General features: G+C 41.5%; 20 protein-coding genes. 13 read left to right on the top strand and 7 right to left on the bottom strand.

What is annotated here, in order from left to right:
- Positions 1-419: 419 nt before the first annotated feature.
- Positions 420-1895 (top strand): glucose-6-phosphate dehydrogenase, encoded by a 1476-nt coding sequence (gene zwf, locus AABS66_RS01040; RefSeq protein WP_206084185.1) that lies wholly within the window; start codon positions 420-422, stop codon positions 1893-1895.
- A 102-nt stretch (positions 1896-1997) separates the two neighbouring features.
- Here the strand turns inward: zwf and AABS66_RS01035 are convergent, their stop codons facing one another.
- The 5 genes from AABS66_RS01035 to fepB all read right to left on the bottom strand — a co-directional run bounded on the left by AABS66_RS01035 (position 1998) and on the right by fepB (position 8135).
- On the bottom strand, positions 1998-2780 hold the full coding sequence (locus AABS66_RS01035) for an ABC transporter ATP-binding protein (protein WP_206084186.1): 783 nt from the start codon (positions 2778-2780) through the stop codon (positions 1998-2000).
- 73 nt (positions 2781-2853) lie between these two features.
- Complete coding sequence (locus AABS66_RS01030) at positions 2854-4929, bottom strand: TonB-dependent receptor (RefSeq protein WP_206084187.1); 2076 nt, start codon at positions 4927-4929, stop codon at positions 2854-2856.
- Positions 4930-5126: 197 nt separating this feature from the next.
- On the bottom strand, positions 5127-6167 hold the full coding sequence (locus AABS66_RS01025) for a FecCD family ABC transporter permease (RefSeq protein WP_430224444.1): 1041 nt from the start codon (positions 6165-6167) through the stop codon (positions 5127-5129).
- Entirely contained in the window at positions 6164-7210 is a 1047-nt protein-coding gene (locus AABS66_RS01020; RefSeq protein WP_430224443.1) for a FecCD family ABC transporter permease, read from the bottom strand. The genes AABS66_RS01025 and AABS66_RS01020 overlap by 4 nt, the downstream gene beginning before the upstream one ends.
- On the bottom strand, positions 7173-8135 hold the full coding sequence (gene fepB, locus AABS66_RS01015; protein ID WP_272680894.1) for a Fe2+-enterobactin ABC transporter substrate-binding protein: 963 nt from the start codon (positions 8133-8135) through the stop codon (positions 7173-7175). The genes AABS66_RS01020 and fepB overlap by 38 nt, the downstream gene beginning before the upstream one ends.
- A gap of 116 nt (positions 8136-8251) precedes the next feature.
- Between fepB and AABS66_RS01010 the strand changes: the two genes are divergently transcribed.
- The gene (locus tag AABS66_RS01010; protein WP_430224441.1) at positions 8252-9559 is read left to right on the top strand and encodes an NtaA/DmoA family FMN-dependent monooxygenase; all 1308 of its coding nucleotides are present in this window, start codon (positions 8252-8254) and stop codon (positions 9557-9559) included.
- 37 nt (positions 9560-9596) lie between these two features.
- Here the strand turns inward: AABS66_RS01010 and pdxK are convergent, their stop codons facing one another.
- Positions 9597-10445: a pyridoxine/pyridoxal/pyridoxamine kinase gene (gene pdxK, locus AABS66_RS01005; protein WP_349415173.1), complete on the bottom strand. Its 849-nt coding sequence runs from the start codon at positions 10443-10445 to the stop codon at positions 9597-9599.
- Between the two features lie 633 nt (positions 10446-11078).
- Here pdxK and mdtJ point away from each other — a divergent pair.
- Complete coding sequence (gene mdtJ, locus AABS66_RS01000; RefSeq protein ID WP_206084191.1) at positions 11079-11507, top strand: multidrug/spermidine efflux SMR transporter subunit MdtJ; 429 nt, start codon at positions 11079-11081, stop codon at positions 11505-11507.
- A 1-nt stretch (position 11508) separates the two neighbouring features.
- A complete protein-coding gene (gene mdtI / locus AABS66_RS00995) occupies positions 11509-11841 on the top strand; it encodes a multidrug/spermidine efflux SMR transporter subunit MdtI (protein ID WP_206084192.1) in 333 nt (110 codons plus the stop codon).
- A 217-nt stretch (positions 11842-12058) separates the two neighbouring features.
- Here mdtI and AABS66_RS00990 read toward each other — a convergent pair whose 3' ends face one another.
- Positions 12059-12406, bottom strand: coding sequence for a RidA family protein (locus AABS66_RS00990; RefSeq protein ID WP_206084193.1), 348 nt, complete (start codon positions 12404-12406; stop codon positions 12059-12061).
- Positions 12407-12557: 151 nt separating this feature from the next.
- Between AABS66_RS00990 and AABS66_RS00985 the strand changes: the two genes are divergently transcribed.
- From AABS66_RS00985 to AABS66_RS00945, 9 genes are all read left to right on the top strand, one after another.
- Positions 12558-14480, top strand: a complete 1923-nt coding sequence (locus tag AABS66_RS00985) for an ATP-dependent DNA helicase (RefSeq protein ID WP_206084194.1) — start codon at positions 12558-12560, stop codon at positions 14478-14480.
- Positions 14481-14568: 88 nt separating this feature from the next.
- On the top strand, positions 14569-15267 hold the full coding sequence (gene tsaB / locus AABS66_RS00980) for a tRNA (adenosine(37)-N6)-threonylcarbamoyltransferase complex dimerization subunit type 1 TsaB (RefSeq protein ID WP_272516289.1): 699 nt from the start codon (positions 14569-14571) through the stop codon (positions 15265-15267).
- A gap of 214 nt (positions 15268-15481) precedes the next feature.
- Entirely contained in the window at positions 15482-16078 is a 597-nt protein-coding gene (locus AABS66_RS00975) for a Slp family lipoprotein (protein ID WP_206084196.1), read from the top strand.
- Between the two features lie 175 nt (positions 16079-16253).
- Positions 16254-16427, top strand: a complete 174-nt coding sequence (locus AABS66_RS00970) for an NAD(P)H-binding protein (protein WP_206084197.1) — start codon at positions 16254-16256, stop codon at positions 16425-16427.
- Between the two features lie 400 nt (positions 16428-16827).
- Positions 16828-18516, top strand: coding sequence for a long-chain-fatty-acid--CoA ligase FadD (gene fadD / locus AABS66_RS00965; RefSeq protein ID WP_206084198.1), 1689 nt, complete (start codon positions 16828-16830; stop codon positions 18514-18516).
- Between the two features lie 90 nt (positions 18517-18606).
- Positions 18607-19728, top strand: coding sequence for a ribonuclease D (gene rnd, locus AABS66_RS00960; protein ID WP_349415459.1), 1122 nt, complete (start codon positions 18607-18609; stop codon positions 19726-19728).
- 433 nt (positions 19729-20161) lie between these two features.
- Positions 20162-20902, top strand: a complete 741-nt coding sequence (locus tag AABS66_RS00955) for a Slam-dependent surface lipoprotein (protein WP_206084199.1) — start codon at positions 20162-20164, stop codon at positions 20900-20902.
- 89 nt (positions 20903-20991) lie between these two features.
- Complete coding sequence (locus tag AABS66_RS00950; RefSeq protein WP_430224440.1) at positions 20992-22404, top strand: surface lipoprotein assembly modifier; 1413 nt, start codon at positions 20992-20994, stop codon at positions 22402-22404.
- An 18-nt stretch (positions 22405-22422) separates the two neighbouring features.
- Complete coding sequence (locus AABS66_RS00945) at positions 22423-25422, top strand: TonB-dependent receptor domain-containing protein (RefSeq protein ID WP_430224439.1); 3000 nt, start codon at positions 22423-22425, stop codon at positions 25420-25422.
- Positions 25423-25441: the final 19 nt, after the last annotated feature.

The following is a 25441-nucleotide window of genomic DNA, read 5'->3' as shown; positions in this document are numbered from 1 at the left end:
TATGTTATGTTTCATTATAAGCTGGCTGTCGTGAGGCAATCACTTAGAGTGAAAATATACTATGTGCGGTAAGTAGGCTATCTGAATGCAGGTGATAAATGGCAGCTTTTTTGTAAACTTTGAAGCGTATCTAATTTTCACCTCAGTAAGTTGACCTCATTTTTTGTCATTTTATTACGGAAGCTGGCTCCTTTCAGTTTTCGAGTTAGTTTTACGGGTAGGATGACATAAAGTGTATAATGGCAGTTAAGAACAATGATATGCTGCTTTTTTCAGCATAAAAACTGTGATCAGTATCATGAAGATTTACTGAGCACTAGCAACAGGGTACATTAGCGGAATTAGGGCTAATTTTAACAAAATTACAATAAGGCCTATCCTAGTTAGGTCTTAGATTCCGCAAATTGAGGAGAACCAATATGGCGGTACATAATGCTGCTCAAGCTTGTGACTTAATTATTTTCGGTACCAAGGGAGATCTCGCGCGTCGTAAGCTGCTTCCTTCTTTATATCAGTTGGAAAAGGCGGGTTACATCCACCCTGACACACGAATTATCGGCGTAGGCCGTGCAGATTGGACACAAGCTGATTATGTCGAATTCGTTAAAGAAGCGTTAGACAAATTCTTAAAAGAAGAACTCGATTCAGCATTGTGGGAAAAACTCAGTGCCCGCTTAGATTTCTGTAATTTAGACGTTAACGAAACAGACAGTTTTGTGCGTTTAGCGGATATGCTAAAGCAAGATTCACACCCAGCTATTCATTACTTTGCCATGCCACCAAGCACATTCGGTGCAATGTGCCAAGGTCTTGGTCACGCAAAATTAAACAAAAAACCAAACCGTGTCGTGATGGAAAAACCATTAGGTACTGATTTGGAATCTTCTCAAGAAATCAATAATGAAGTAGCGAAATACTTTGACGAAAGCCAAGTTTATCGTATTGACCACTATTTAGGCAAAGAAACAGTTTTAAACCTGTTAGCGCTGCGTTTTGCAAACTCGTTGTTTATCAACAACTGGGATAATCGTACGATTGACCATGTGCAAATTACTGTTGCAGAAGAAGTTGGGATTGAAGGCCGTTGGGGCTATTTTGACCAAGCAGGTCAAATGCGCGATATGATTCAAAACCACTTACTGCAGATTCTGACGATGATTGCCATGTCGCCACCTGCCGATTTAACCACTGACCGTATTCGTGATGAGAAAGTCAAAGTGTTGCGCTCATTACGCCGTATTGACCATACCAATGTGCGTGAAAAAGCAGTGCGTGGGCAATACACCTCTGGTTTTGTTCAAGGTAAAAAAGTTCCTGGCTACCTCGAGGAAGAGGGGGCTAACAAGCAGAGTATGACGGAGTCATTCGTTGCACTACGTGTGGATATCGACGATTGGCGTTGGGCGGGTGTGCCTTTCTATTTACGTACAGGTAAGCGCCTACCAGCAAAATGTTCAGAAGTGGTTGTGTACTTTAAAAAGCCTGCACTGAATATTTTCTCTGAAAGCTATCAAGATTTACCACAAAACAAACTGACTATCCGTTTGCAGCCAGATGAAGGGATTGATATCGAAATTATGAATAAGGCTCCAGGCCTTGATCATAAACACCGTTTGCAAACCACTAAATTGGACTTAAGTTTCTCTGAAACCTTTAATCAAACTCATCTAGCCGATGCCTATGAGCGTCTACTGCTTGAAGCAATGCGTGGTATCCAAGCGTTATTCGTACGTCGTGATGAAGTTGAAGAAGCATGGAAATTTGTTGATTCTATCATGGATGCATGGGCAATGGATAACGAAGCACCAAAACCATATCAAGCGGGAACCTGGGGGCCAATTGCTTCTGTTGCAATGATTGCTCGCGATGGCCGTTCTTGGAATGAATTTGAATAATTATAGGTAAAACAGTTATTCATTGCAGTTAAGCCTCATCTTGAAGTGACCCAATAAATTGGTCATCTTACAGGTGGGGCTTTTTTTTGCATAAAAATCGACTTAATAAGGCACTATCATTGGGGTGTGGGTGATAGGGTCAGGCGTAATTAAACAATTGACATCAAATACTTGCTTAATTAATTGAGCGTTGACGATATCTTGAGGCTTGCCTTGGGCAACAATCGAGCCTTTTACCATGACCACGAGGTTGTCTGCATAACGGCAAGCCTGATTGAGGTCATGCAGTACGGTGACAATAGTACGGCCTTGTTGCTGGTTTAAACTCTGAAAAATATTGAGTAACTCTATTTGATAAGCAATATCAAGGTAGGTAGTTGGCTCATCTAACAGGATAATTTCTGTTTGCTGGGCGAGGATCATCGCAACCCAAACGCGCTGGCGTTGCCCTCCGGACAACGATTCGACAGGGGTATCAGCAAATTCAGTAATACCAGTCAGTTGCATCGCTTCAGTAACCGCGAGTTTATCTTCATTACGCCACTGGTGCATTAAGCTTTGATGAGGAAAGCGGCCTCTAGCCACTAAGTCCATGGCCGTGATACCTGATGGCGCTTGCATTGTTTGTGGTAACAAGGCTATTTGTTGAGCTAATGTTTTAGTCGAATAGGTTGACAATGGTTGCTGGTCAAGGGAAACATAGCCGGAGCGTGGCGTTAACAAACGGCATAAACTGCGCAGTAAAGTGGATTTACCACACCCATTAGGCCCAATGATGACAGTCACTTGGTTATCAGGGATTATTAATGATATATCATGGCAAATAGGGACGTCATGATAACCGAGCGTTAATGCATGGGTTTGTAACCGACTATTATTATTCATATAATTTCATTGTGCTATTAAAATAAGAGGTGCGTTTTACCTACACCTCTATTTGTTGACGTTAAAAGTAATTTTAGAAACGCAGTTCCATTGTTGCACCTAACATTCTAGGGCGTTGATAAATCGCGGTTTCAATGTTGTTATCTGGGATCAAAATACGTTTATCCGAGTCAAACAGGTTTTGGGCAAATACCGTCGCACGTCCCCACTTAAAGTCATAGCCTAATTGCAGGTTTGCAACCCAAAATGAGTCTATTTTGGATGTTTCATTGTTATTAGCTTGCGAGAAGTAATCACCAGAGAACTGCACATTACCACTGATATCAATGGATGGAGTTAATTGGTATTTTGCACCTACATTTGCAGTGTAATTAGGGGCGCGGGCGAGTTCTTTACCTTCGATTCCACTATTACCAAAGTCTTTAATATTGGTTCGCAATAAACCGAGTCCGGTATTGAGTTCTAATGATTCAACGGGCTGATAGGCAACGCTAAATTCAGCACCATAGGTTTCGACTTTCTTTGCATTACGAATCGTGGTCGAATTGGGCCCTAAATAAAAGGGTAATTGCATATCCTTGTAATCGTTGTAGAACAGGTTGGTCATGATTGATAGCTTGTTATCCAATAAGCTATTACGACCATACAAACTATAGTTCCACACGTATTCAGGGGAATATGTATAGGTGACGATTGGTTTTCCAAGGGTTACCCCTGCACCACCCCCGTTATAACCTCGTCCAATTGCGAACCCAACCGTCTGGTTTTGAGCGGGCTTCCATGCAAAATCGGCTTTGGGTAAGAAGGTGTTATAGGTTTCATCGAAGTCGATATATACCGCGGGGCTTCCACCTTTACGAGTATGCTGCTCTCGTTCAAATCGCCCTGATAAAGTAATATCAACTTCGGGAACTACTGCATAGGTGACAGACCCATAAGCGGAAGCAGTTTCTGTTTTATCATCAAAGTAACTGCCACCAAATAAATCGACAAACTCATCTTGTTTACCATGGAAATAGCGCACACCGACGATCCCATTGAGAATGTCGTTATCGGTTTTAAATCGCAGCATTGGTTCTAATTCAAATTCTTTGGCATCAATGTCTGCACGCGGTGTTGGTGCTTTTGTTCGACGGTGGGTAGTGAACCCCGTATAGATTAGCGTATTTTCCCACGTTAAATTTTCATTGGCTTCCCATGAGGTATTCCAAATACCGCTGGTGGTTTTGCGCTCGATAACAGGTCGGAAACGAGAAGGGGCTTCTGGTGCTAAATTTTTCGCCATATTAGCTTCATTTTGTGGCGAACGGCTATCCATATGTGAGAATGTTAATTTACTTTTAAATTCAGGCATATCGAGGGGTTCGTATAATAATTTGCTACGAACGGTGGTTGACTCAATATCACGTGGATTACCGACGGGAGAGTAGCTATCCATTTTGGTAAAGCTTTCACGCTCTTGCTTTTCTACCGTAAAACGAAAAGCGAGTTTATCATCAATTAACGGCCCAGAAACCATGGCGGCAGTTTGTTGAAAACCTTGTTGGCCGAGGCCCCCTTTTACTGCACCTTCCCAATAAAATGTCGGGTCTAAAGTTTTGACTAAAATAGCCCCTGCAATGGCATTTCGCCCTTGTACGTAGCTTTGTGGGTCACGGAAAATTTCAACGCTGTCAACATCCCATAAAGACTGTGCACCATATCCAAATTCATTGTAAGTAAAGGAACGGCCATCGACAGAAAAATTAACTCGTGGCCGCGTGCCGGCAAGGAAGGCAATTGCACCCTGTGCAGGGCCTGAGCCGTCCACGCCTCGAATAGCGGGTAAGGCATTGCTGTTTCCGGTATCAACGATATTGGGTGTCATCTGCAACAGCGTATTGACATCGGCATTGGGGATAGCTTCAATTTGTTTAAAATCATACACAGTGACACTGGAACCAGTGTCATATATTGATTTATTCAGTTTTTCCCCTGTCACAATTAATACGTCACTGTGGTTTTCACGCTTTTTATTGCTTTGCGAAGTCGATTCGGTATCAGCTGCATACGCTTGTGGAATAGCGACCCAAAGGGTACTAAATAAAGCAGCTTGTACCATCGTTGTTATTGATTTTCTTTTTATATTAATAGCTGGAACATCAGACATTAATCTTTTCCTTCATGCTATGAGCATGTAATAAGACGATTGATGAGATGCATTCACTACTTGCCAGTGACGAAAAATGAACTATTACCATTCCTAATAGCCCATTGAAATAGAAATAAAATTACGTAGCTTATTATTGTTAGTTTTATTATATATAATGATTATCATTACATAAACATAATAATAATCATTAATATTTAAAGATGTGAGCTGCGTGTTAGTAACCAAAGCAAATATAACCCTCCAATGATCCCAGTCATTAATCCAACGGGTAGGGTTAAACCAAAAGGGAGTTGCTGAGAAAGGGTATCTGCACAAATTAGCAGCACAGCGCCCATCAAGGCAGAACCGATAATAGGCAGTTGGCCTGAGTGGCTTAAACGGACAATAAGTTGAGGGGCAGCTAAGGCAACAAAGGCAATTGGACCTGCACAGGCCGTAGCTAATGAGGCGAGCAGGACAGCACTGAAAATCATCATCCATCTTACCCGTGCGACATTGACACCAAGTTGCTGTGCCATATCATCACCCATTTCCATTAATGTGAGTGATTTTGCGTGTACCATAATGAAAGGTAACAAAATCAATAGGCCGATAAAAACAGGGTAAACATGTAGCCATGTGCGTGCATTTAACGAGCCAGCAAGCCACAGATTCGCAATCGTGGCATTATCAATATTGCCTTTCACTAATAATAACGCATTAAAAGCATGCAATGTTGCCCCGACACCAATACCGGTTAGGATCAGTGTATAGCCTGACATCTTTCCCTGTTTTAGGGATAAAACATAGACGACTAAAGCAGTGGTTAATCCGCCAAAGATAGTTGAAAAGGCAATGGCAGGGACGCTGCCATTGAAAATGATAATTTGTAACAATGCGCCCGTTGCAGCCCCTGTTGTGAAGCCAATAACGTCGGGTGAACCTAAAACATTACGTGATATAGATTGAAATATCGCCCCGGAAACCCCAAGTGCAGCACCGACGCCGATAGCGGTTAATAACCTAGGTAAGCGAATATCCATGACGATTTTTTGTTGGATGGTGCCCTGTTCTTCACCCATTAAAATATTAATCAGGTTTGGTAACGCAATAGAGAATTTGCCTGTTGTGACAGCCCAAAACGAAAGCATAGTTATGATCAACAGTAATAAACCACATATCACCGTGTCTCTGGTGGAAATTACCCAAGAATAGCGGCGAAAATGCAGGGTTTTGAAGTTATTTTTGTTTTTCATAGCGTAATAATCCGCCAGCGTCTAACCAGATAAATAAAGAAAGGCCCGCCAATTAAAGAGATCATGATACCAGCACTGATTTCCCCAGGTGTGCCAATGATTCGGCCAGTACAATCGGCAATGAGCAGAATGGTCGCACCGAGTAACATTGACATTGGCAATATACGTCGGTAGTCACTACCAACCAGAGAGCGAGCAAAGTGAGGCGCAGTCAGTCCCAAAAAACTAATTGGCCCAACGGCAGCCGTTGCGCTCCCTGCGAGTAATACGATGGCTACGGCAGAAAGAAGCCAGACTCGGTTTTGGTTTGCGCCAAGAGAATGGCTTAGGTCATTACCTAAAATGACCACATCCAATGCTCTCGTCAGGGATAAGGCAATCGCACAACCTATCAAAACCAGACCGCTGATCGGAAAAAGGACATCAAAACCCCGACCTTGCAATGAACCGACAACCCAGTGGCGAAATTGGTCAAATACCTGTTCATCACTATTTACGGTCACCATGTGCGTGATAGCGAGCAAAACAATCGAGAGAGCAACACCGGACAACACCATCCGAATTGGGTTCAAGCCTTGGCGGACTCCGGCTAAAAGATACACAATTACGCCTGCGATACCCGCACCCAGTAGACCGAACCACATATAAATTGTCACATCGGTGATACCTGTGAATGCGATAACCAGAACGATAGCAACCATTGCCCCTGCGTTAATGCCAAACAGGCCTGGATCAGCTAAAGGGTTACGTGTTATTGCTTGCATTAGTGTCCCCGCGGCACCAAGAGCAATACCAATGACAATCGCAAGTAAGGTTCTAGGAAAACGCAGGTAGCGAACTAACAAGTGTTCACTACTTGTGTTATCAAACTGAGTGAAAGCTTGCCAAGTCTTTGAAATAGCAACAGAACGGCTACCAACACCAAGGCTAATAATGGCAAAAGTGACTAATAATAAGCAGCAAATAACCACTGGCCATTTTAGGGAAGTTCGCGTTAATGGCATATCAGGACTCATGCTTTTTAAAACGTGCAACAATGTCATTAATTATTTCTTGCGCACTGTAATAATCAACACGGAATGAATTTGCACCTAGGCCATAAACTTGTTTATTTTTGACTGCATTGAGATTGGCGAGGATCGGGTCTGCCATAAAGTTTTGCGCTTCTTTATCGGTTCCACGTAATAAAAAAGTGGTTGGCGCATTCAGTTGGGTCAGGTGCTCATATTGTGCCCAAACAAAGTCAGAGACAGGTTTATCTTTCGGCTGCCATTCAGAAGGCGCACTTTCAATGCTAAACCCAAGTTGCTGCAGTAAGATGGCGTGAGGACTAGTTTTTAGCGAAACGGGGTTAACTGTTCCGGGGCCAAAATAGGCAATAATATTTGCTTCGCCATCAGGAAGCTGTAATTGGCTTTTACTTTCTTCGATAAATTTATCGAAACCCTCTAAGAGGTCGGTGGCGGCTTTTTCTTGCCCTGTAGCTTGCCCTAATTGCAGGGCCAGACTCTCCCAACCTTGTTTGCCATAATCTAATACAATCGTTGGTGCAATTTGTTGAAATTGTGAAACTTGTGGGTAAACAGTATCACCGCCATTTATGGACACGACAATTAAATCAGGTGCGACAGCATAGGCCATTTCCAAGTCCACACTGCCAGCAGACCATAACTTTTCAACGCCTTTTTGTTTTGCAATAGCGTCCCATTGTGCAAAAAATTGCCCGTTTGCCGTGGTGGAGCTAGCTATCACTGGCGCATCAATGGCGAGCAATGTACCAGTGATTGAAACAGAGGCGGATAAAATACGCGTTGGTTTACTTTTTATTTCGACCATAGAACCATCCACACTGGTAAAGGTTCTAGGCCATGACTGGCTATCAGCGCCGACAAGGGCGGTTGCCGAAACGATGCTTGAAACACTCAGGGTAGAGAATAGTGTGATAGCGCAGACAAATGTTTTCAACATGGCAGTTTTCCAAACAAAACAGGCTGTTATTAATAGATTAAATATTGTTGTTAATGATAATCATAACCAATATCATTAACAACAAGTATTGAAGTGATCATTAAGGGAAAATGCGAGTGAGAACACAAAAAACGATTTGTATTGGCCTATCACTGTCACCAACTTGGGTAAGTACCCAAAGTGCCAAACAAGATCCTAACCAACGAGAAGCTATTCTGAACCCCAGTTATTATATTGCGCTATCCAAACGCACAGAGGCGGCAAAACTGGATTTTTTATTTCGACCAGATGCCCAGTTTTTGAATATCGATAAAGGAAACCAAGCCCCAGCTTTTGGCGGCATAGACCCATCTTTATTGATAGCATCAATTGCGCATGCAACAAATCACATTGGTTTTGTTTCCACGATTTCGGCCTTATTTTACCCACCTTATATTGCTGCGAGACAGTTACAGTCTCTAAACTGGATAACTAATGGTCGAGTAGGTTGGAATATTGTCACTGCGCTCAAAGGTCAGCAAAATTTTGGCTTGAAAACGTTACCGGATTCAGAGGAGCGCTATGAAATTGCCAAAGAATTTACGGCTGTTGTTGAAGCTCTATGGGCAAGCCATCCCAATAGCCAACCAGATCAATATCAATCCAGTGAAAGTCGCTACAGCGGTTCATCTATCCAACAAATTAACCACCAAGGGCGCTATTTTAATGTGGAAGGCCCACTGAATATTCCTGCTTATTCGCAGCCTATTCCCTATTTTCAAGCGGGAGCATCACCTGCAGGGCGTGATTTTGCCGCTGCTGTTGCGGATGGTATTTTTGCCGCCACACCGGATATTGACTGTGCAATAGAATTTTATCAGGACATTCAGCGCCGTGTTGTAAGTGCAGGGCGGGAACCTAATGCGGTTAAGGTATTACCAGGTTTGAGTTTTTATTTAGCCGACAGTCGGGAAGAAGCTTATCGTTTGTTTGAACAAACTCACGCCAATGCGGACTCACGAACTAAATTCCGTTATATAGAATCATTAATTAATTTAGACCTAAGCCAGCTACCAATTGACACCGTGATCACGCCCGAAATGCTACCTGAAGCTACCGAAGCGCCATATAGCCAAACGCATGCTCAGTTATTAAGGCGTTATATTTGCCAGCACCAACCTACGATCCAAATGCTGTTATCCGCTCCAGAGGTCAATGGCTCTTCACATTGGCGGGTGATTGGTACGGTGAGTGATTTAGTTGATGAAATTGAGAGGTGGACAGACAAACAAGCTTGCGATGGTTTTATCGCTTTGCCATGTGGTTCAGAACAATCATTAACGTTATTTCTCGAACAGGTGGTCCCTAAATTAGTCGAAAAAGGGATATTCAGGGCAAATTACCAACAACAAACGTTATGGGAGCGCTTACAAAGTGTCGGGTGATGAAACCAATAGGCCTCAGATGAGGCCTACTCGATCATTACAACACGAGTTCACTGCGGCCAGTAGCAGCCATGTGGATAATCGCTTGTTCTATGCGTAAGCAGGCCATTTTTGCGGCGTCAGGAACGGATAACCCAGCTAATAGCTGCGCTGTAAGTTCTGCACCAAACAAATCACCCGTCCCTTTTGGTGTGACAGGGTAACGTTTGTGGCGGATCACTGCGACATCCCCTTTGGTGACACAAACGACCTCAATATTATCTTCATCGGGTTGGAAAGCACTGGTGATGATTACCCATTGTGTGTTCCCTTGCAATAAACTACGTGCAGCGGCTATTGCATCATCCAAGGTATCAATGTGTTTGCCACTTAAGGTCATGAGTTCGAATTTATTTGGAATAATCCCTGTCGCTAAAGGGATAACGTGATCACGATAAACTTCGGCAATTTCAGGGGGAATATAAAACCCGCTATCCTCATCGCCCATCACAGGGTCAACAATAACTGGCAGGTTTGGGAACGTTTCACGAACGCGAGCTAGCCAGTTAGCTAAGTCTTGTGCTTTCTCAGGTGAGCCCAGGTAGCCTGTTAAAATGGCTCTAACGGAATCTAAACTGCCGCGTTCAACAAAGCCGTTTAAATAGCCACGAAACCATTCACCGGGTAATTCGCCGCCATAACAAGTGGCATAATGAGGGGTATTGCTAAGAACAACAGTTGGAACCGCCGCGACGCGCAACCCTTGTTTTGTCAGTGCAGGGACGGCGATGCTGTTACCGACACTGCCATAAATCACTTGTGATTGAATTGATACAACATCATAAGGTAATGGTGTTGAATCCACGGCATTTTGAAAACTGTTAGAGGTAAGACTAAAGGTGCTCATGACGCTCTCTTAGATGTATGTCAATCATATAGCTACTATAAGAAGCTTGTTCAACTAGGTTGTCAATGTTAAAGATCAAATAGCACGGTGATGTAGTAATGAGAGAAGAAAAAGTGGTGAAATTATAATTTTTCATCAAAAAATTTCGATGGGAAATTTACCACAAACGCTTGGTTATTCGCCTGCTAGTCATTAATTCAAGGGTTAATTAGCATATTAATGAATAATTATGCATATTTTTATTCAATACAAAATGTGTTTATATTCATTGACTTAATAAAAATGGCATGCTAAAAATAGTGTGTAATCAACTATCAACATGAGGGTTCGGAGTAAATTGGGTGGATGTCCGCCTGATGAAAAGAATAAGATATCATGCTTAGCTCAACTAGCGGCAAGATCAGCAAGTCCCAAAAAAGAACGACACACAGGCTTTTCCTTTCAGCTATCCTTTCCAGTGAACACTACTGGTGTGGTGCATTATAGCGTCTCTCTCGATTATTCATTTCGCTGAATAAATTCAGCATCGTATTGTTTTTATTTGAATTTTCAACAACTGCGTTAACGCTTTTTGTTTGCATGATCTGTACAAAAAACAGGCTATGACGCGGCTGTACATAGAGAGATATTATAATGATTTATTGGATATTTTTAATATTAGCTATCGTAACTGAAGTTATTGGTACCTTATCAATGAAGCACGCCAGTGTGAGCGGCGATTTCACTGGCATGGTGGTCATGTACGTGATGATAGCCACTTCTTACATTCTTCTCGCCATCGCAGTGAAAAAAGTTGCATTAGGTGTTGCCTACGCTCTTTGGGAAGGTATCGGTATTTTGTTCATTACCACTTTTAGTGTTATGTGGTTTGGTGAAACATTATCACCTATGAAAATAGGTGGGTTGGTATTATTGATCACTGGTATTGGCCTGATTAAATCAGGAACCAAAAAAGCGACAGTTCGTGGATCGGCTCAAAAAGTAAAACAGGCCACTCAACATGCGGTCAACGCAGCTAAATCAAGTGCCTTAGTTGGACGCGAAGCTAAGTCGGAGGCGTAATATGGCCAGTCATTTTGAATGGTGGCATGCAGCGTTTTTGATCTTAGCGGTGATATTGGAAATTATAGCGAATATCTTGTTAAAAATGTCGAATGGCTTTAAACGATATTGGCTAGGGATACTCTCGCTGTTGGCCGTACTTGGGGCATTTAGCTCTCTTGCACAAGCAGTAAAAGGTATCGAGCTATCCATCGCTTATGCGCTCTGGGGAGCTTTCGGGATCATCGCGACAGTAGCAGCAGGGTGGATACTGTTTAATCAACGCCTGAATTATAAAGGCTGGGGTGGAATAGTGTTACTGTTGTTAGGAATGGTGTTGATTAAGATGTCTTAATGCGCGTCATATTTTGTGTTGTAGCATTGTTGGCTGCACTTGCTAACCCAAGTCACATACTATTGTATGCTCCTTGGGATTAGCGCGATTGCCGCTTAGCGACACCACAAACTATTTAGCGCATGAATGTGTGTAAATGTATCGCTGTTCGCACGGCGGATCTAACAAAAAAGGGCTAACCAAAAATGGTAGCCCTTTTTTCTATGAAGAAATTGACTTAGTCAATTGCCGCAACAACTTTGATTTCAACCTTGTACTCGGGTTTCATCAACAGAGCTTGAACAGTGCAACGAACGGGGGCGCTACCTGCAACAACCCATGCGTCCCATGCTTGGTTCATACCCGCAAAATCGGCTTTATCCGCTAGGAAAATAGTGGCATCTAGAATTTTACTTTTATCAGAGCCGACACGCTCTAACATCACATCAATCGCGGCAAGTGTGTTAGCGGTTTGAGCGATAATATCGGCATCCAAATTTTCGGGAACACTGGTGTAATAAATCACATTATTGTGAATAACAGCTTCCGACCAACGATTATCGGGGTCAATACGTTTAATAGTCATAATTATTCCTTATTATTTATTCTGTTCAAGAATAACAGCTTGCGAGCGGGATGAAAATCGCTTGATCACTGAAACTACAATTAGAACAGCACAGAGCCATAACTCATGGTAAAGTGAGCGTCTTATTTTTGCTAATGAATAGGTTTCTGTAGTGCGCGACGACTTTTCCTCTGACGGCTTTTTGGCTAAAACAATTTCAGGCTTTCAACCTCGCGCTGCACAAGTGACAATGTCTAATGCAGTCACTGAAGCTATTGAACAACAACAGGTTTTAGTTGCAGAAGCAGGGACTGGAACAGGGAAAACGTACGCGTATTTAGTGCCTGCGCTAAGAAGTGGCAAAAAAGTGATTGTTTCTACGGGCTCAAAAGCACTGCAAGACCAACTTTATCATCGTGACCTGCCAACCATTATTAATGCCATGAATTACACTGGGCGTACGGCTTTACTTAAAGGGCGCTCGAACTACTTGTGTTTAGAACGATTAGACCAGCAATCATTAGGTGGCGGGAGTTTAGAACCTGAAATTCTATCAGCCGTTGTGCGATTACGCAGTTGGTCTATCGAATCTGAGCTAGGTGATACCAGTACTTGCCATGACATTGCAGAAGACAGCCCTGTATGGCCTTTAGTGACTAGCACCAATGATAACTGCCTTGGCAGTGACTGCCCGCGTTATCAAGAATGCTTTGTGTTAAAAGCGCGTCGTAAAGCCTTAGAGGCGGATGTTGTGGTCGTTAACCATCACCTGTTTATGGCTGATCGCGTTGTTAAAGACACAGGTTTTGGCGAGTTGATCCCAGAAGCTGAAGTAATGATTTTCGACGAAGCCCACCAAATTCCTGATATTGCTAGTCAATATTTTGGCCAGCAGCTGAGTAGCCGCCAATTACTCGACCTTGCTCGCGATATGATAATGGCCTATCGCACGGAACTAAAAGACCAGGTTCAACTGCAAAAAAGTGCCGATAGGCTTACACAGAGTACTTTAGATTTTCGTTTAAATCTGGGGGAAAACAGTTTCCGTGGAAATCTGCGTGATTTGTTAAAGTTAAATGAAGTCCAACGAGCTCTAACACTACTCGATGATTCCTTGGAACTTTGCTATGAAGTAATCAAAACCTCGCTAGGACGTTCCCAAAGTTTAGACTCTATCTTTGAACGTGTTACCGTTTATCGTAATCGTTTGAATCGATTAAAAGATGTCACAATTCCAGGTTACAGTTATTGGTTTGAAAGTTATGGGCGTCACTTTTTATTGGCGTTAACGCCACTTACCGTTGCAGATAAATTCAGCGAAATGATAGCGGGTACGCCAGCGAGCTGGGTATTTACCTCTGCCACGCTGTCTGTGAATGAAAAATTGAGCCACTTTACTGACCGTTTAGGGCTCACTAAAGCGAAAACGTTGTTGTTAGCCAGCCCCTTTGATTACGAAAGCCAAACGATGTTGTGTGTCCCGCGTTTTTTACCTGAACCAAATCAACGGGGAATTGCACAGAAACTAGCAACAATGTTGCGGCCACTTATCGAGAAAAATCAGGGGCGCTGTTTTTTCCTCTGTACGTCTCACTTAATGATGCGAGAGCTGGCTGAGGAATTTAAAGCCTCGTTGACTTTGCCCGTTATGGTGCAAGGCGAGAGCAGTAAAAACAAACTACTTGCACAGTTTATTGCGGCAGGCAATGCAGTCTTAGTCGCAACGAGTAGCTTCTGGGAAGGTGTCGATGTGCGCGGCGATGAGTTAACCTGTGTGATTATCGATAAACTGCCTTTTACTGCGCCTGATGACCCACTTTTAAGAGCTCGTATTGAGGATTGTGAGCTAAGAGGTGGTGATCCGTTTGCGGATGTGCAGTTACCAGATGCGGTGATCACGTTAAAACAAGGGGTGGGGCGTTTAATTCGTGATACCAGTGACTACGGTGTGATAGTGATTTGTGATAATCGCTTAGTAACGCGCCCTTATGGTGAAGTGTTTTTGCGTAGCTTACCGCCTTCGCCACGAACACGCAGTCTAACCAAAGCGATAAATTTTCTAGCAGAAAAAAGCGCGCTAGCAGCCGAGAAATAACTGTGTTTTTCTGCGATCCTATCGGCGGTTTATGCTACTATAAGCCGCATCTTTCAATTGAAATCTGTTAATTTGCCGGAGTTTAGGCATGTCGAGTCGTATTCTTGCTGTCGATACAGCAACTGAAGCCTGTTCCGTCGCACTATTATGTGGTGACGATATTATCTCACGTTTTGCTATTTCGCCTCGTGAACACACACAAAAAGTTTTACCAATGGTAGAAGAAGTGTTAACTGAAGCGGGAGTCACCCTTAATCAACTGGATGCGTTAGCTTTTGGTCGCGGGCCAGGAAGTTTTACTGGAGTACGTATTGGGGTAGGTATCGCTCAAGGCTTAGCATTAGGGGCTGATTTACCAATGATTGGCGTGTCATCATTGATGGCGTTGGCGCAAGGTGTATTCCGCACAACCCGTCAATCAAACGTGCTGGTGGCGATAGATGCCCGTATGTCTGAAATCTATTGCGCGCAATATTCACGTACTGCTGAAGGTGTTTGGCAAGGCGAAGAAACGGAAGCTGTCTTATTACCTGATGATTTTAAACGTAAGTTTGCAGGTATTTCAGGGCAATGGAGTTATGCAGGCACAGGCTGGGAAGCATATCCATCCTTACTCAGTGGTGATGAACCCATTAAGAACAGCCAAATAACATTGCCTGATGCTCAAGACATGTTACCGATTGCAGCACAATTATGGCTTCAAGGTAAAACTATTGCGGTTGAAAATGTGGAACCGACCTATTTGCGTAATGAAGTGACGTGGAAAAAACTGCCAGGTCGTGAATGAGTCTAACAACGACATGATCAAAATAATAGGCTATTTTTTAACAGATAGCCTTTTTTAATGCATAAAAAACACATCGAATCATTCATAAAGATAGGTTATGATTAATAAGTATCCTATTTATATCTATCCAATTTAACATATCGTGTCTTCTTTGCTACAGACTATTTTAAACCGTATGACCTGAATTTATACTGTTGCTAATCGGAGGTAGTCTATGAACATTGAATTGAACTGCCGTAATGTACTGAAAGGCCTTTTTGTTGCCAGTGTATTAACACTAACTGGGTGCGTTTCTATACCTGCATCAATCCAAGGGTCAGTTCAAAACCCCGCTGATAGCTTAACATCCATTCAAAATGCCCCTGAAATGTATATTGGTCAGGAAGCACGCTTTGGCGGTAAAGTCCTCGCAGTAGCGAATGAGCCTACACGGACACGTTTAGAAATTGCGGTGATGGCACTGAGCAAATACGATGCAGCACCAGAACTCAATGCGCCGTCAGTTGGGCGTATCTATGCCTATATTAACGGTTTTCGTGAGCCAAGTGACTTTACGAACCGCTATGTCACTGTTGTTGGGAAAGTGACGGGAGAGCAGCAAGGGAAAGTTGGGCAAGTTCCTTATAAATATGTCACCCTTGATGTTACAGGTTTTCAACGCTGGAATGTCGCGCAAAGTGTGATGATCCCGCCATCAGGCCCATGGGGTTATGGTTATTATGGCGATCCGTACTACTATAACCACCCATGGGGTTATGGTTACGGCTACCCAGGTGGCCCCGCACAAGTCCATACTTATCTCACTGAATAACTAAGTTATTCCCAAAGCTGGCATAGGGGTACAATATGCCAGCTTAATTCCCCCTTCAGGAAAAATAATAATAACGATGTGATAAATATAGTTGTTATTGTTGGCATTTCAGGTTTTCTCTTCAATAATGCACTTTATCTGTGGGAGAAAGATCTATGTGTCCGCGGGAGAGAAAATGCAAAAAGTCTTCGTTGCTGGCGCAACAGGGTACTTAGGCCAGTACCTTGTTTGTGAATTGAAGCGCCAAGGGTATTGGGTTAGAGCATTAGTGAGAAATACAGGTCAGGTAAATTTAGTGGCGGCAGCGGATGATATCGTTGTAGGTCAAGTGACTGAGCCGACAACATAATGCATGATCCCTTTCGTTTATTATTTGTTTGGTGTTATCTATCGATTAGCATTAGATATAAATACGTAAAAAGTGATTCAAATAATATTTTATTCCTTATTCACCTATAATTCTGCGCTTACAAGCTGAATTGATTGCAGAATTTTCTGAACACACCTCCAAAATTTGCCAATATCAGTGTATAATTAGGCATAACTTATGCAGATTTACATCTGATTAACGAAATTTAAGAAAGCAGGGCGGCGTATGTCGCCTTGTTTTTTCTTGAAGGAACAAAATTTATTTAGTGATAGACCTCTCAACCTTGACATTGTCTGTTTTTCAAACTGGTACAATGAGTTAATAATTTGTTAAAAGAGATGTTGGGTATAATAACTTCACTAAATTTAGGAGCAACATTTTGGAAAAAATCTGGCTAAAAAATTACCCTGCTGATGTGCCGGAAGAAATCAATCCTGATCGCTTCGCTTCTTTAGCAGAGTTACTGGAAAACGCAGTTTCCCAATATGCCGATCAGCCTGCATTCATTAATATGGGGGCAGTGATGACGTATCGGAAATTAGAAGAAAGAAGCCGCGCTTTTGCTGCCTACTTACAAAATGGGCTTGGTCTTAAAAAGGGTGACCGCGTTGCCTTAATGATGCCTAACTTATTACAATACCCAATTGCTTTATTTGGAATATTGCGTGCGGGTATGGTTGTTGTGAATGTTAATCCACTCTATACCCCTAGGGAGTTAGAACACCAGCTTAATGATAGCGGCACAACTGCGATTGTGATTGTCTCGAACTTCGCCTCTACTCTTGAAAAGATCGTTTATAACACCAAAGTTAAACACGTGATTTTAACCCGTATGGGGGATCAACTTTCACGGCCGAAAGCGACGATTGTGGATTTTGTCGTTAAATACGTAAAACGCTTAGTACCAAAATACAATTTACCCGATGCCATCTCGTTCCGTCGTGCTATGCATTACGGTTATCGGATGCAATATATTAAACCCAATATTGCAGGCAGTGATTTAGCCTTCTTGCAATATACTGGGGGAACTACAGGGGTGGCTAAAGGGGCGATGCTAACTCATCGCAATATGTTAGCAAATCTAGAACAAGCAAGAGCGGCGTATGGTCCTGTATTGAAATTTGGTGCGGAATTCGTGGTGACTGCATTACCGCTGTACCATGTTTTTGCTCTTACAGTAAATTGCTTGCTTTTCATCAATGTGGGTGGAGTTAATTTATTAATCACCAATCCGCGGGACGTACCTGATACAGTCAAACAGCTTGGTCGTTATCCCATCACATCAATTACTGGGGTTAATACACTCTTTAATGCTTGGATCCATAATGAAGAGTTTCAAAAGTTGGACTTCTCGCGCTTAAGATTATCGGTCGGCGGTGGAATGCCAGTGCAAAAGGCTGTGGCTGAAAAATGGCAAAAGCTGACAGGTAAACATCTTCTTGAAGGTTATGGCTTAACAGAATGTTCTCCGCTAGTTACGGGGAATCCATATAATCTCACGGCATATAGTGGTAGTATTGGCTTACCTGTTCCATCAACGGATGTGAAATTTCTTAATGATGAAGGTCAAGAGGTTCCGCTGGGTGAGCCTGGCGAAATGTGGGTAAAAGGCCCTCAGGTGATGAAAGGTTATTGGAATCGTCCTGACTCTACCGCTGAGGCGATAATTGATGGCTGGATAGCCACGGGCGACATCGCAGAAATGGATAGTGAAGGTTATATCCGCATTGTTGATCGTAAAAAAGATATGATCATCGTGTCGGGTTTTAATGTTTATCCAAATGAAATTGAAGATGTTATTGCAACTCACCCTGACGTCATTGAATGTGCGGCGATTGGCGTACCAAGTGAAAGCACAGGGGAAGCAGTGAAAGTTTTCGTTGTCACGAAAAATGCGAATTTGACGGGGGATGAACTAAAAACATTTTGCCGTCGTTCATTAACGGCGTATAAAGTCCCTAAAATATTTGAGTTTCGTGATGAATTGCCTAAATCAAACGTTGGGAAAATTCTCCGTAAAGATTTGCGCGATGAAGAAAAATTGAAAAGAAATAAGTCACCTGCTTAAAAGTGATTTAGAATGTATAAACATAACGAATAGATGACGCCGGTTTATACCGGCGTCTCTGTAATGAAAATAGAAAAAGAGAAACTTGTTTTGAATTATCGTTTAGTGACCACAGATAGCGAACTAGCCCAAATATGCCAAGACGCCAGTGATGCACCCTGGCTTGCATTGGATACCGAGTTTGTTCGTACAAGAACATATTATCCTCAATTAGGTTTGCTACAGTTGTATGATGGGAAGCAAGTTTCATTGATTGACCCACTCTCAATATCTGATTTCAGCCCTTTTAAAGCGCTGTTAACGGATCCAAATCAGCTTAAATTCTTGCACGCAGGGAGTGAAGACCTTGAAGTGTTTATGCATGATTTTGACTGCGTACCCGAACCGATGATTGATACCCAAGTGGTTGCAGCTTTTCTGGGCTATCCAATTTCATGTGGGTTTGCTTCATTGGTCGCAGAACATCTTGGCGTTGAGCTGGACAAAAGTGAATCACGGACAGATTGGTTAGCGCGGCCGCTAAGTGAGAAACAATGTGACTATGCAACCGCGGATGTGCTGTATTTACTGCCATTAGCTGAAATTCTTATGCAGAAGGTCACGGAGTCAGGGTATTTAGAAGATGCTAAAGACGAATGCCAGCGTGTGGTTGCCCGTCGCCAAAAACTGCTGAAACCCGAAAGAGCCTACTTAAACATTCACAATGCGTGCCAGTTACGTGATGAGCAACTGGCATGCTTGCAATTACTTGCCGATTGGCGTTTGAACCAAGCTAAAGCACGGGATATGGCGATTAATTTTGTCGTAAAAGAAGAACATCTGTGGAAAGTTGCACGTTTCCTACCAACCACTCTTGGCGAGCTAGATAGCCTTGGTTTGACGGGACAAGAGATTCGTTGTCACGGTAAGCGTTTGCTAAGCATAGTTGAGCAAGCTAAGAAGCTTGATCCAAGCCTATACCCAGCACCAGTGGCGAATATTACCGAACAAAGCCAATATAAAAATGTCTTTAAAGAAATTAAAGCAGTGGTTAAAGATATCGCTGAAAATGAAAAGTTTAATGCAGAGCTATTAGCATCGAGGCGACAAATAAATCAGCTACTATCTATTCATTGGGGAATTAAATCTTCCTCCACGCCACCTGAATTATTGACAGGCTGGCGCGGTCGATTACTGGCAGAGCCCATAGCTAAATTACTAGCAAGCGTATAGCGTATCAAGGTACAAGAAGGGCGCTTCTTGTACCTAATCATTAGAATAACCAAGTCTATTTTACTCAACTTTATTTTTATGTTTATTATTCCTCAATGAGCTTGTAAAAACACCACCGCATTTACTCATAAATATAATCATTCCATTTTCATCTAATAATTGTAATTACTCTTAAAAATTCAATTAACACTTTATTTAAGCCTCAACAAATAAAGTTACGCGTTGTAGGGCTATTGATTAACCCACTAAAAATAAAAAGATTATTTTGCTTTATGGCCTAATAATATAATTTTGAATTATATCCCCGCATTTGTAAATGAAAATCATTTTCATATACTGAATCTTGAATATTAAAGGAAAGAATAATCTTTTATTTAATGTGTTTTTTAACCGTGTTATTTAATTCACACTTCAGTTGAAAAAGGATTCACAAATGAAGAAATTATCATTAATTACCGCCGCTGTATCTTTCTCTGTATTTTCTGTTGGTGTTATGGCTGAAACAGAATCAAAGCAAAGCTTAAGTTACGAATTTAATGAAACAAATATTATTGTCGGGAAAACTCAATCAACTATGGGGCCTCATGCTGGCAGTATTGGCGCACCGGGTATCGGTTCTCGCTTTATGAGAGAAGGCAAAACAATTTCATTTTCAGGCTTAAAAAACTTAGTAACGCAAAAGCCAGATAACGTTTATATTTTGGAAAGCGGCGGTAGCCCACATGGCGGAATGGGCAAATTCCAATTTAGTCAGGTTGCAGATGCCGAGGTATATTTTGGTGACTGGTCACAAACTGGTTTAGCGGATGATGCAATGCACACAGTTTATTTCTCTGGTGCGAATGCAACAACAGAAGTCCCAACCAGTGGCCAAGCGACTTATACCATAGCAGGTGTTAACCAGTTTGCGGGTGAAGCAAAACAGACAGGTTGGTTTAATGCTAATTTTGCGGATAAGTCATATACAGGTGCATTAGAAGGAACGAATAACCACTCCATGATGGGGGCCATTGAAGAAGATGGTAAATTTAGCGGTACTGCCATTGCCAATGAAACACATCATGGTAACAGCATGGGACAATTCTTTGGTGATAATGCAGAACAAGTGGCCGGTATTCTTTCTTATGACAACAATCGTGAATTAGATACGGCATTTGGTGGCCAGAAAGACTAATAATTACTGAAAAGATAATTGGATAAAAAAAAGTAGGCAAAAGTAATTTTGTCTACTTTTTATTTTATCGAAAAAATGGTGATTTCTTTATGTTAGCTTTTAATAAAAAAATATTTTCAATATGTATTATTTTATTGTTGCTCATTTTTCAACTTACTGCATTTGCAGAGCCAAAATTGAAAGAGGAACTTATTGATATTTTAAATAGTTATAATAATAAAGAATATAAATTAGGAATAAATAATGTGAAAAATAGCAAAAAAAGCATCGACGAACTTGGTTTTATTCTTTATGATCTGGTTCATAAACACGAATTCGAAAAAATAGATGCTATTATCAATGGTTATATTAGTCATCAAAAACATGACAAAGAACTAGTAAAGTATATTTATTCTGAAAAGGCAATTTCAAAGAAAAAATATAGTGATGCTATTAAGCTATATAATGAAATCTTGGCTCGGAAACCTAATATGTTGCTAGTTGAATTAAAGCTCGCACGAGCATTGCTTTATGTTAAACATTATGAGTCGGCACTATCTTTATACCAAGGCGTACAAAATAAATACGGGGATAAAATATCAGGAAAACTCGCGGGTTATATTAATCGTCAAATAATAAATTTAAAAAATAAAAATCATTGGCAAGGCACTATTAAATTTGGTTCGAGTTATGATTTTAATTTAAATGAAGCATCAAACAGCCGAGAAATACACTGTTTTCATGGTAAATGTATGAATAGTACCAATCAATCTATCGCTGGTGGAAAATGGCATTATTATATTAAATCAGCAAAGCGTTTTCCTCTCGTGGGTAACCATTCAGGGCTATTATCATTGGGCGCCGTTGGGGTAGAACCGATGAAAACAGTCACGGTTAGAAAAATGAATATATTTGTTAGCGGGGGTTATCAATATGAGGACGCTAACGCCAAAGTCCGTATACAGCCTACAGTTGAGGTGAAGTGGCATGATAACCAATATTATAATTTAAGCCTAGGGGGGAAAATAGCGACAGAGTATACGCTAAATCACCAGGTGAGCTTTTTAGGTGATATCGATTATAAAAATAAAACTTACCCTCACGAGTATAGTTTCAATGATGGTGATAAATGGGTTTATTCAATTGTTGGTACCTATTTAATCAACCCTCGGCTAATCGCTTTTGGGGGCATTCATGGCGCCAATAGGGAAAAACAACGCAATAGTGATAGCTATTCACAATATGGGGTCAGAGTTGGTTTTTTAAAAGTCACTGAATTGTGTGATTTACTTGTTGTGCTAGGTTACAAGCAAACAAATTTCAAACAGTTTGATGCATTTTTAAATGTAAAAAGAAAAGACCACAATGGATATTTAAATACCCAAATTACCTTTGATAATAACAAAGTATTAAGTTTTACGCCTTCAGTTTATTTCAATAGCCAAGTGAATAAAAGTAAGGCGGATATTATTTATTCTTTTAAGCAAAGTGAAGTCGGTGTCAATTTCACCAAGAAATTTTAATTTTCACCGGAACAAATAATGAAAATAAAAACTGTGATAGCCATTAATATCGCGACAGGGTTATCTATTGGTAGTATTACACACCTAGTCTATGCACAACAAAGCGAAAACATCGGCTCTATTGTGGTAAATGATAAAGCGACCACTATCAAAGAGCGTGATAGAAAAGGGGCGGATGACCAATATGATAAAGACGAATCGAATATTTACATCAGTAAAGAAGAAATCGAACGCTATAAAGGCACCAACCCTGCAGATACCATAAACCATGCGGTAGGGGTGTACAGCGGTGATGCCCGTAATAGCGGGGCAATAGACCCCAATGTACGAGGGGTACAGGGGCAAGGGCGCGTCCCGGTAACTGTCGATGGCACAGAACAGGCTATCACTGTGTGGCGTGGCTACAACGGGGCGAATAACCGTAATTATATCGATCCAAATATGATTAGCAGCATTAAGGTCATGAAAAGCGCAACGCTAGACCGCGATGTGCGTACCTCTACAGGTGGTGGGGTGGCGATAACGACCCTAGGCATTGATGATGTTGTGGATAAATATGAGAAGTTTGGTTTTGATATTAAATTAGAAACATCGAGTAACTCCACAAAACCGAGGGTTAATCATTTAAACCACGGTATAGACTATCGCGATGATAAGCGACTATTGAGTACGCTAGACATGCAGAAGTTTCGTGGAATTTATTTTCAAGATCACGAAATGCTTGTTGATGCTCGTAGTAAAGGTAATGCCAATTTCTTTAATCTGCAAGATAACGCAGCGCGCATTGCCATTGGGACACGGCAAGAAAAGTTTGATTTGATGTTGGCGTACAGCTACCGCAACCAAGGTAACTATTTTGCTGGGCGCCGTGGGGCGGATAAATTTTATGATGATATTATTACCTATGACCCTAATAACACAAATAAGGCGATAGACCCATATATACCCTTTGTCGCTAGGATTTACGGGCCAAATACAGAGGTGGCGAATACATCAAATGAAATGTCGACATGGCTGGCTAAATTAAATTTGATGCTACCTTATGCACAAGACCTCTCCCTTGGTTATATGCATACGTCAAGCCATTATGGCGAAATCATGCCATCGCAAATTCGTTATCATGATTTAGAAGGGAAAATTCCGCAATGGCCTTTAGCTAACTTGGCGTTAAATACTTTTTACGCCAATTATTCGTTCAAACCCGAGTCCATTGGTTGGGTTGATTTCCGATTAGGTTATTGGTTGACAAAAACTAATTTAAACACAAATACCGCAGGTGGCCAGCCTAGGGAACCAATGGAAAGGGATTGGAATTATGAATTTGGTCGAGATAAAAATGTGGCTAAAAATCCTGCTATCAATGGCACCTTAGTTGATGGGATTAAATTAAACCAACTTAACGATCGCTATGGTGTTTCATTATCCAATAAATTTCAAATTACACCTGAATTTAAATTGACTTTAATGGGAAGCTTAATTGATGAAACCATTGGTAGCCGTGAAGATATTTTTAATTCGGATTCTAGCCCAAAGGGTAATATGTTCCGTGCTATCCCTAGGGAAGGTAAGCGTCGGGAATATAATGGTACTATTCGGTTTGATTGGCAGCCTACTGATTGGTTAAGCCTGAATGCGGGGGCTCAATATATTAGTTACTGGTCAAGAGATTTATTAAAAGAGAGGCGCATCGCGGCCAAAGATGTAAATTATGCACCTTATAGCCATATAATAGCTAAAAAATATAGCCTGTCTCGTATATTAACTTCAGCAGAATATCATCTAATACAAAAATATGTCGATGATAAAGGGCGAACGTTTAATGATTTAAAAAATAATTCACATGCTCAGACTAGGTTAGTTGAAAAAGCACTGTCAATGCCTCCCTCTACTATAATAATGGGGAAAATAGTAACTCCTGATGGAAAAAAGCAAGAATATAGAATTGTAGAGAAGAACCATTTAGCGGAATGGAAAGTAGATGAAAATAATAGGTTTATACGTAAAAACAATCCATTCTATAATGGCGAAATTGATTTAAAAGAAGAGGCTATAGACCCCGTAACAGGGTTAATAGCAAAAAAAGTAGCGGTAATAAGTAGTATAAATAATGAAGTGATGGTTGCAGATAAACAAAAATTTAAAGTGCCAAAAAGAAATGAAGAATCGGCTTGGGCGCCTGCGTTAGGAGCAACTATTTACCTAACAGAGAACGACCGAATATTTGGGCGTTATTTAGAAACCGTTAGGATGCCAAGTATATTTGAAGACACGATTGGTTTTTCGGGAGGAAGAGAGCCGAATTACACGCCACCGGTTTATTTGCCAGAACGCAGCCATACGATAGAACTAGGGTATGTGCGTAATTTCCAAGATCTCGTTGCGGCAGAAAACCATGCCGACTTACGCATAAATTACTATAACACGGTTGTCACAAATGCATTTGATAGGAACTACAGGTTAGTCTTTACGCAGGTTGATAAACATAACACGGCCGGTCTGGAATTATTAGCGCGTTATGATAATGGCTGGGTATTTGGTGACTTAGGGGTAGATTACCGCTTAAAAAATGAAGTTTGCGATGAAGTCTCGCTGATGGTTATGGACCCCTATAACAAATTTGGTGGCCCAGAGTGTACAACAGCAGGGTTCCCCGGCGGCTATTTGCGTACTCAATTGCAACCTAAATATAGCATCCATGCCAACCTAGGTTTACGCTTCTTAGATGAACGTTTAGAAGTGGGTAGCCGTATGCGATATCACAGCAAAGCAAAAAATGAGGATGAAGCGGAAATGATAGATAAATATCCATACTCATATGCACCATTAAATAATAGCCCGATGAGTTGGAATGCGGTTTTTACCGCGGATGCTTATGTGAATTACCAGTTTAATAAAGACCTATCCCTTGAATTATTAGCCACAAATTTATTTGATGAATATTACATTGACCCATTAACCCGCAGTATGATGCCTGCACCCGGTAGAACGATACGCTTCAATGTAACTAGTCGCTTCTAAAAGGGATTCCCCTTCGTTG

Origin of the sequence: Providencia sp. SP181, assembly GCF_050446505.1 — a bacterium.
GTDB lineage: Bacteria > Pseudomonadota > Gammaproteobacteria > Enterobacterales > Enterobacteriaceae > Providencia > Providencia vermicola.
This window is presented reverse-complemented; position numbering and strand designations above follow the sequence as displayed.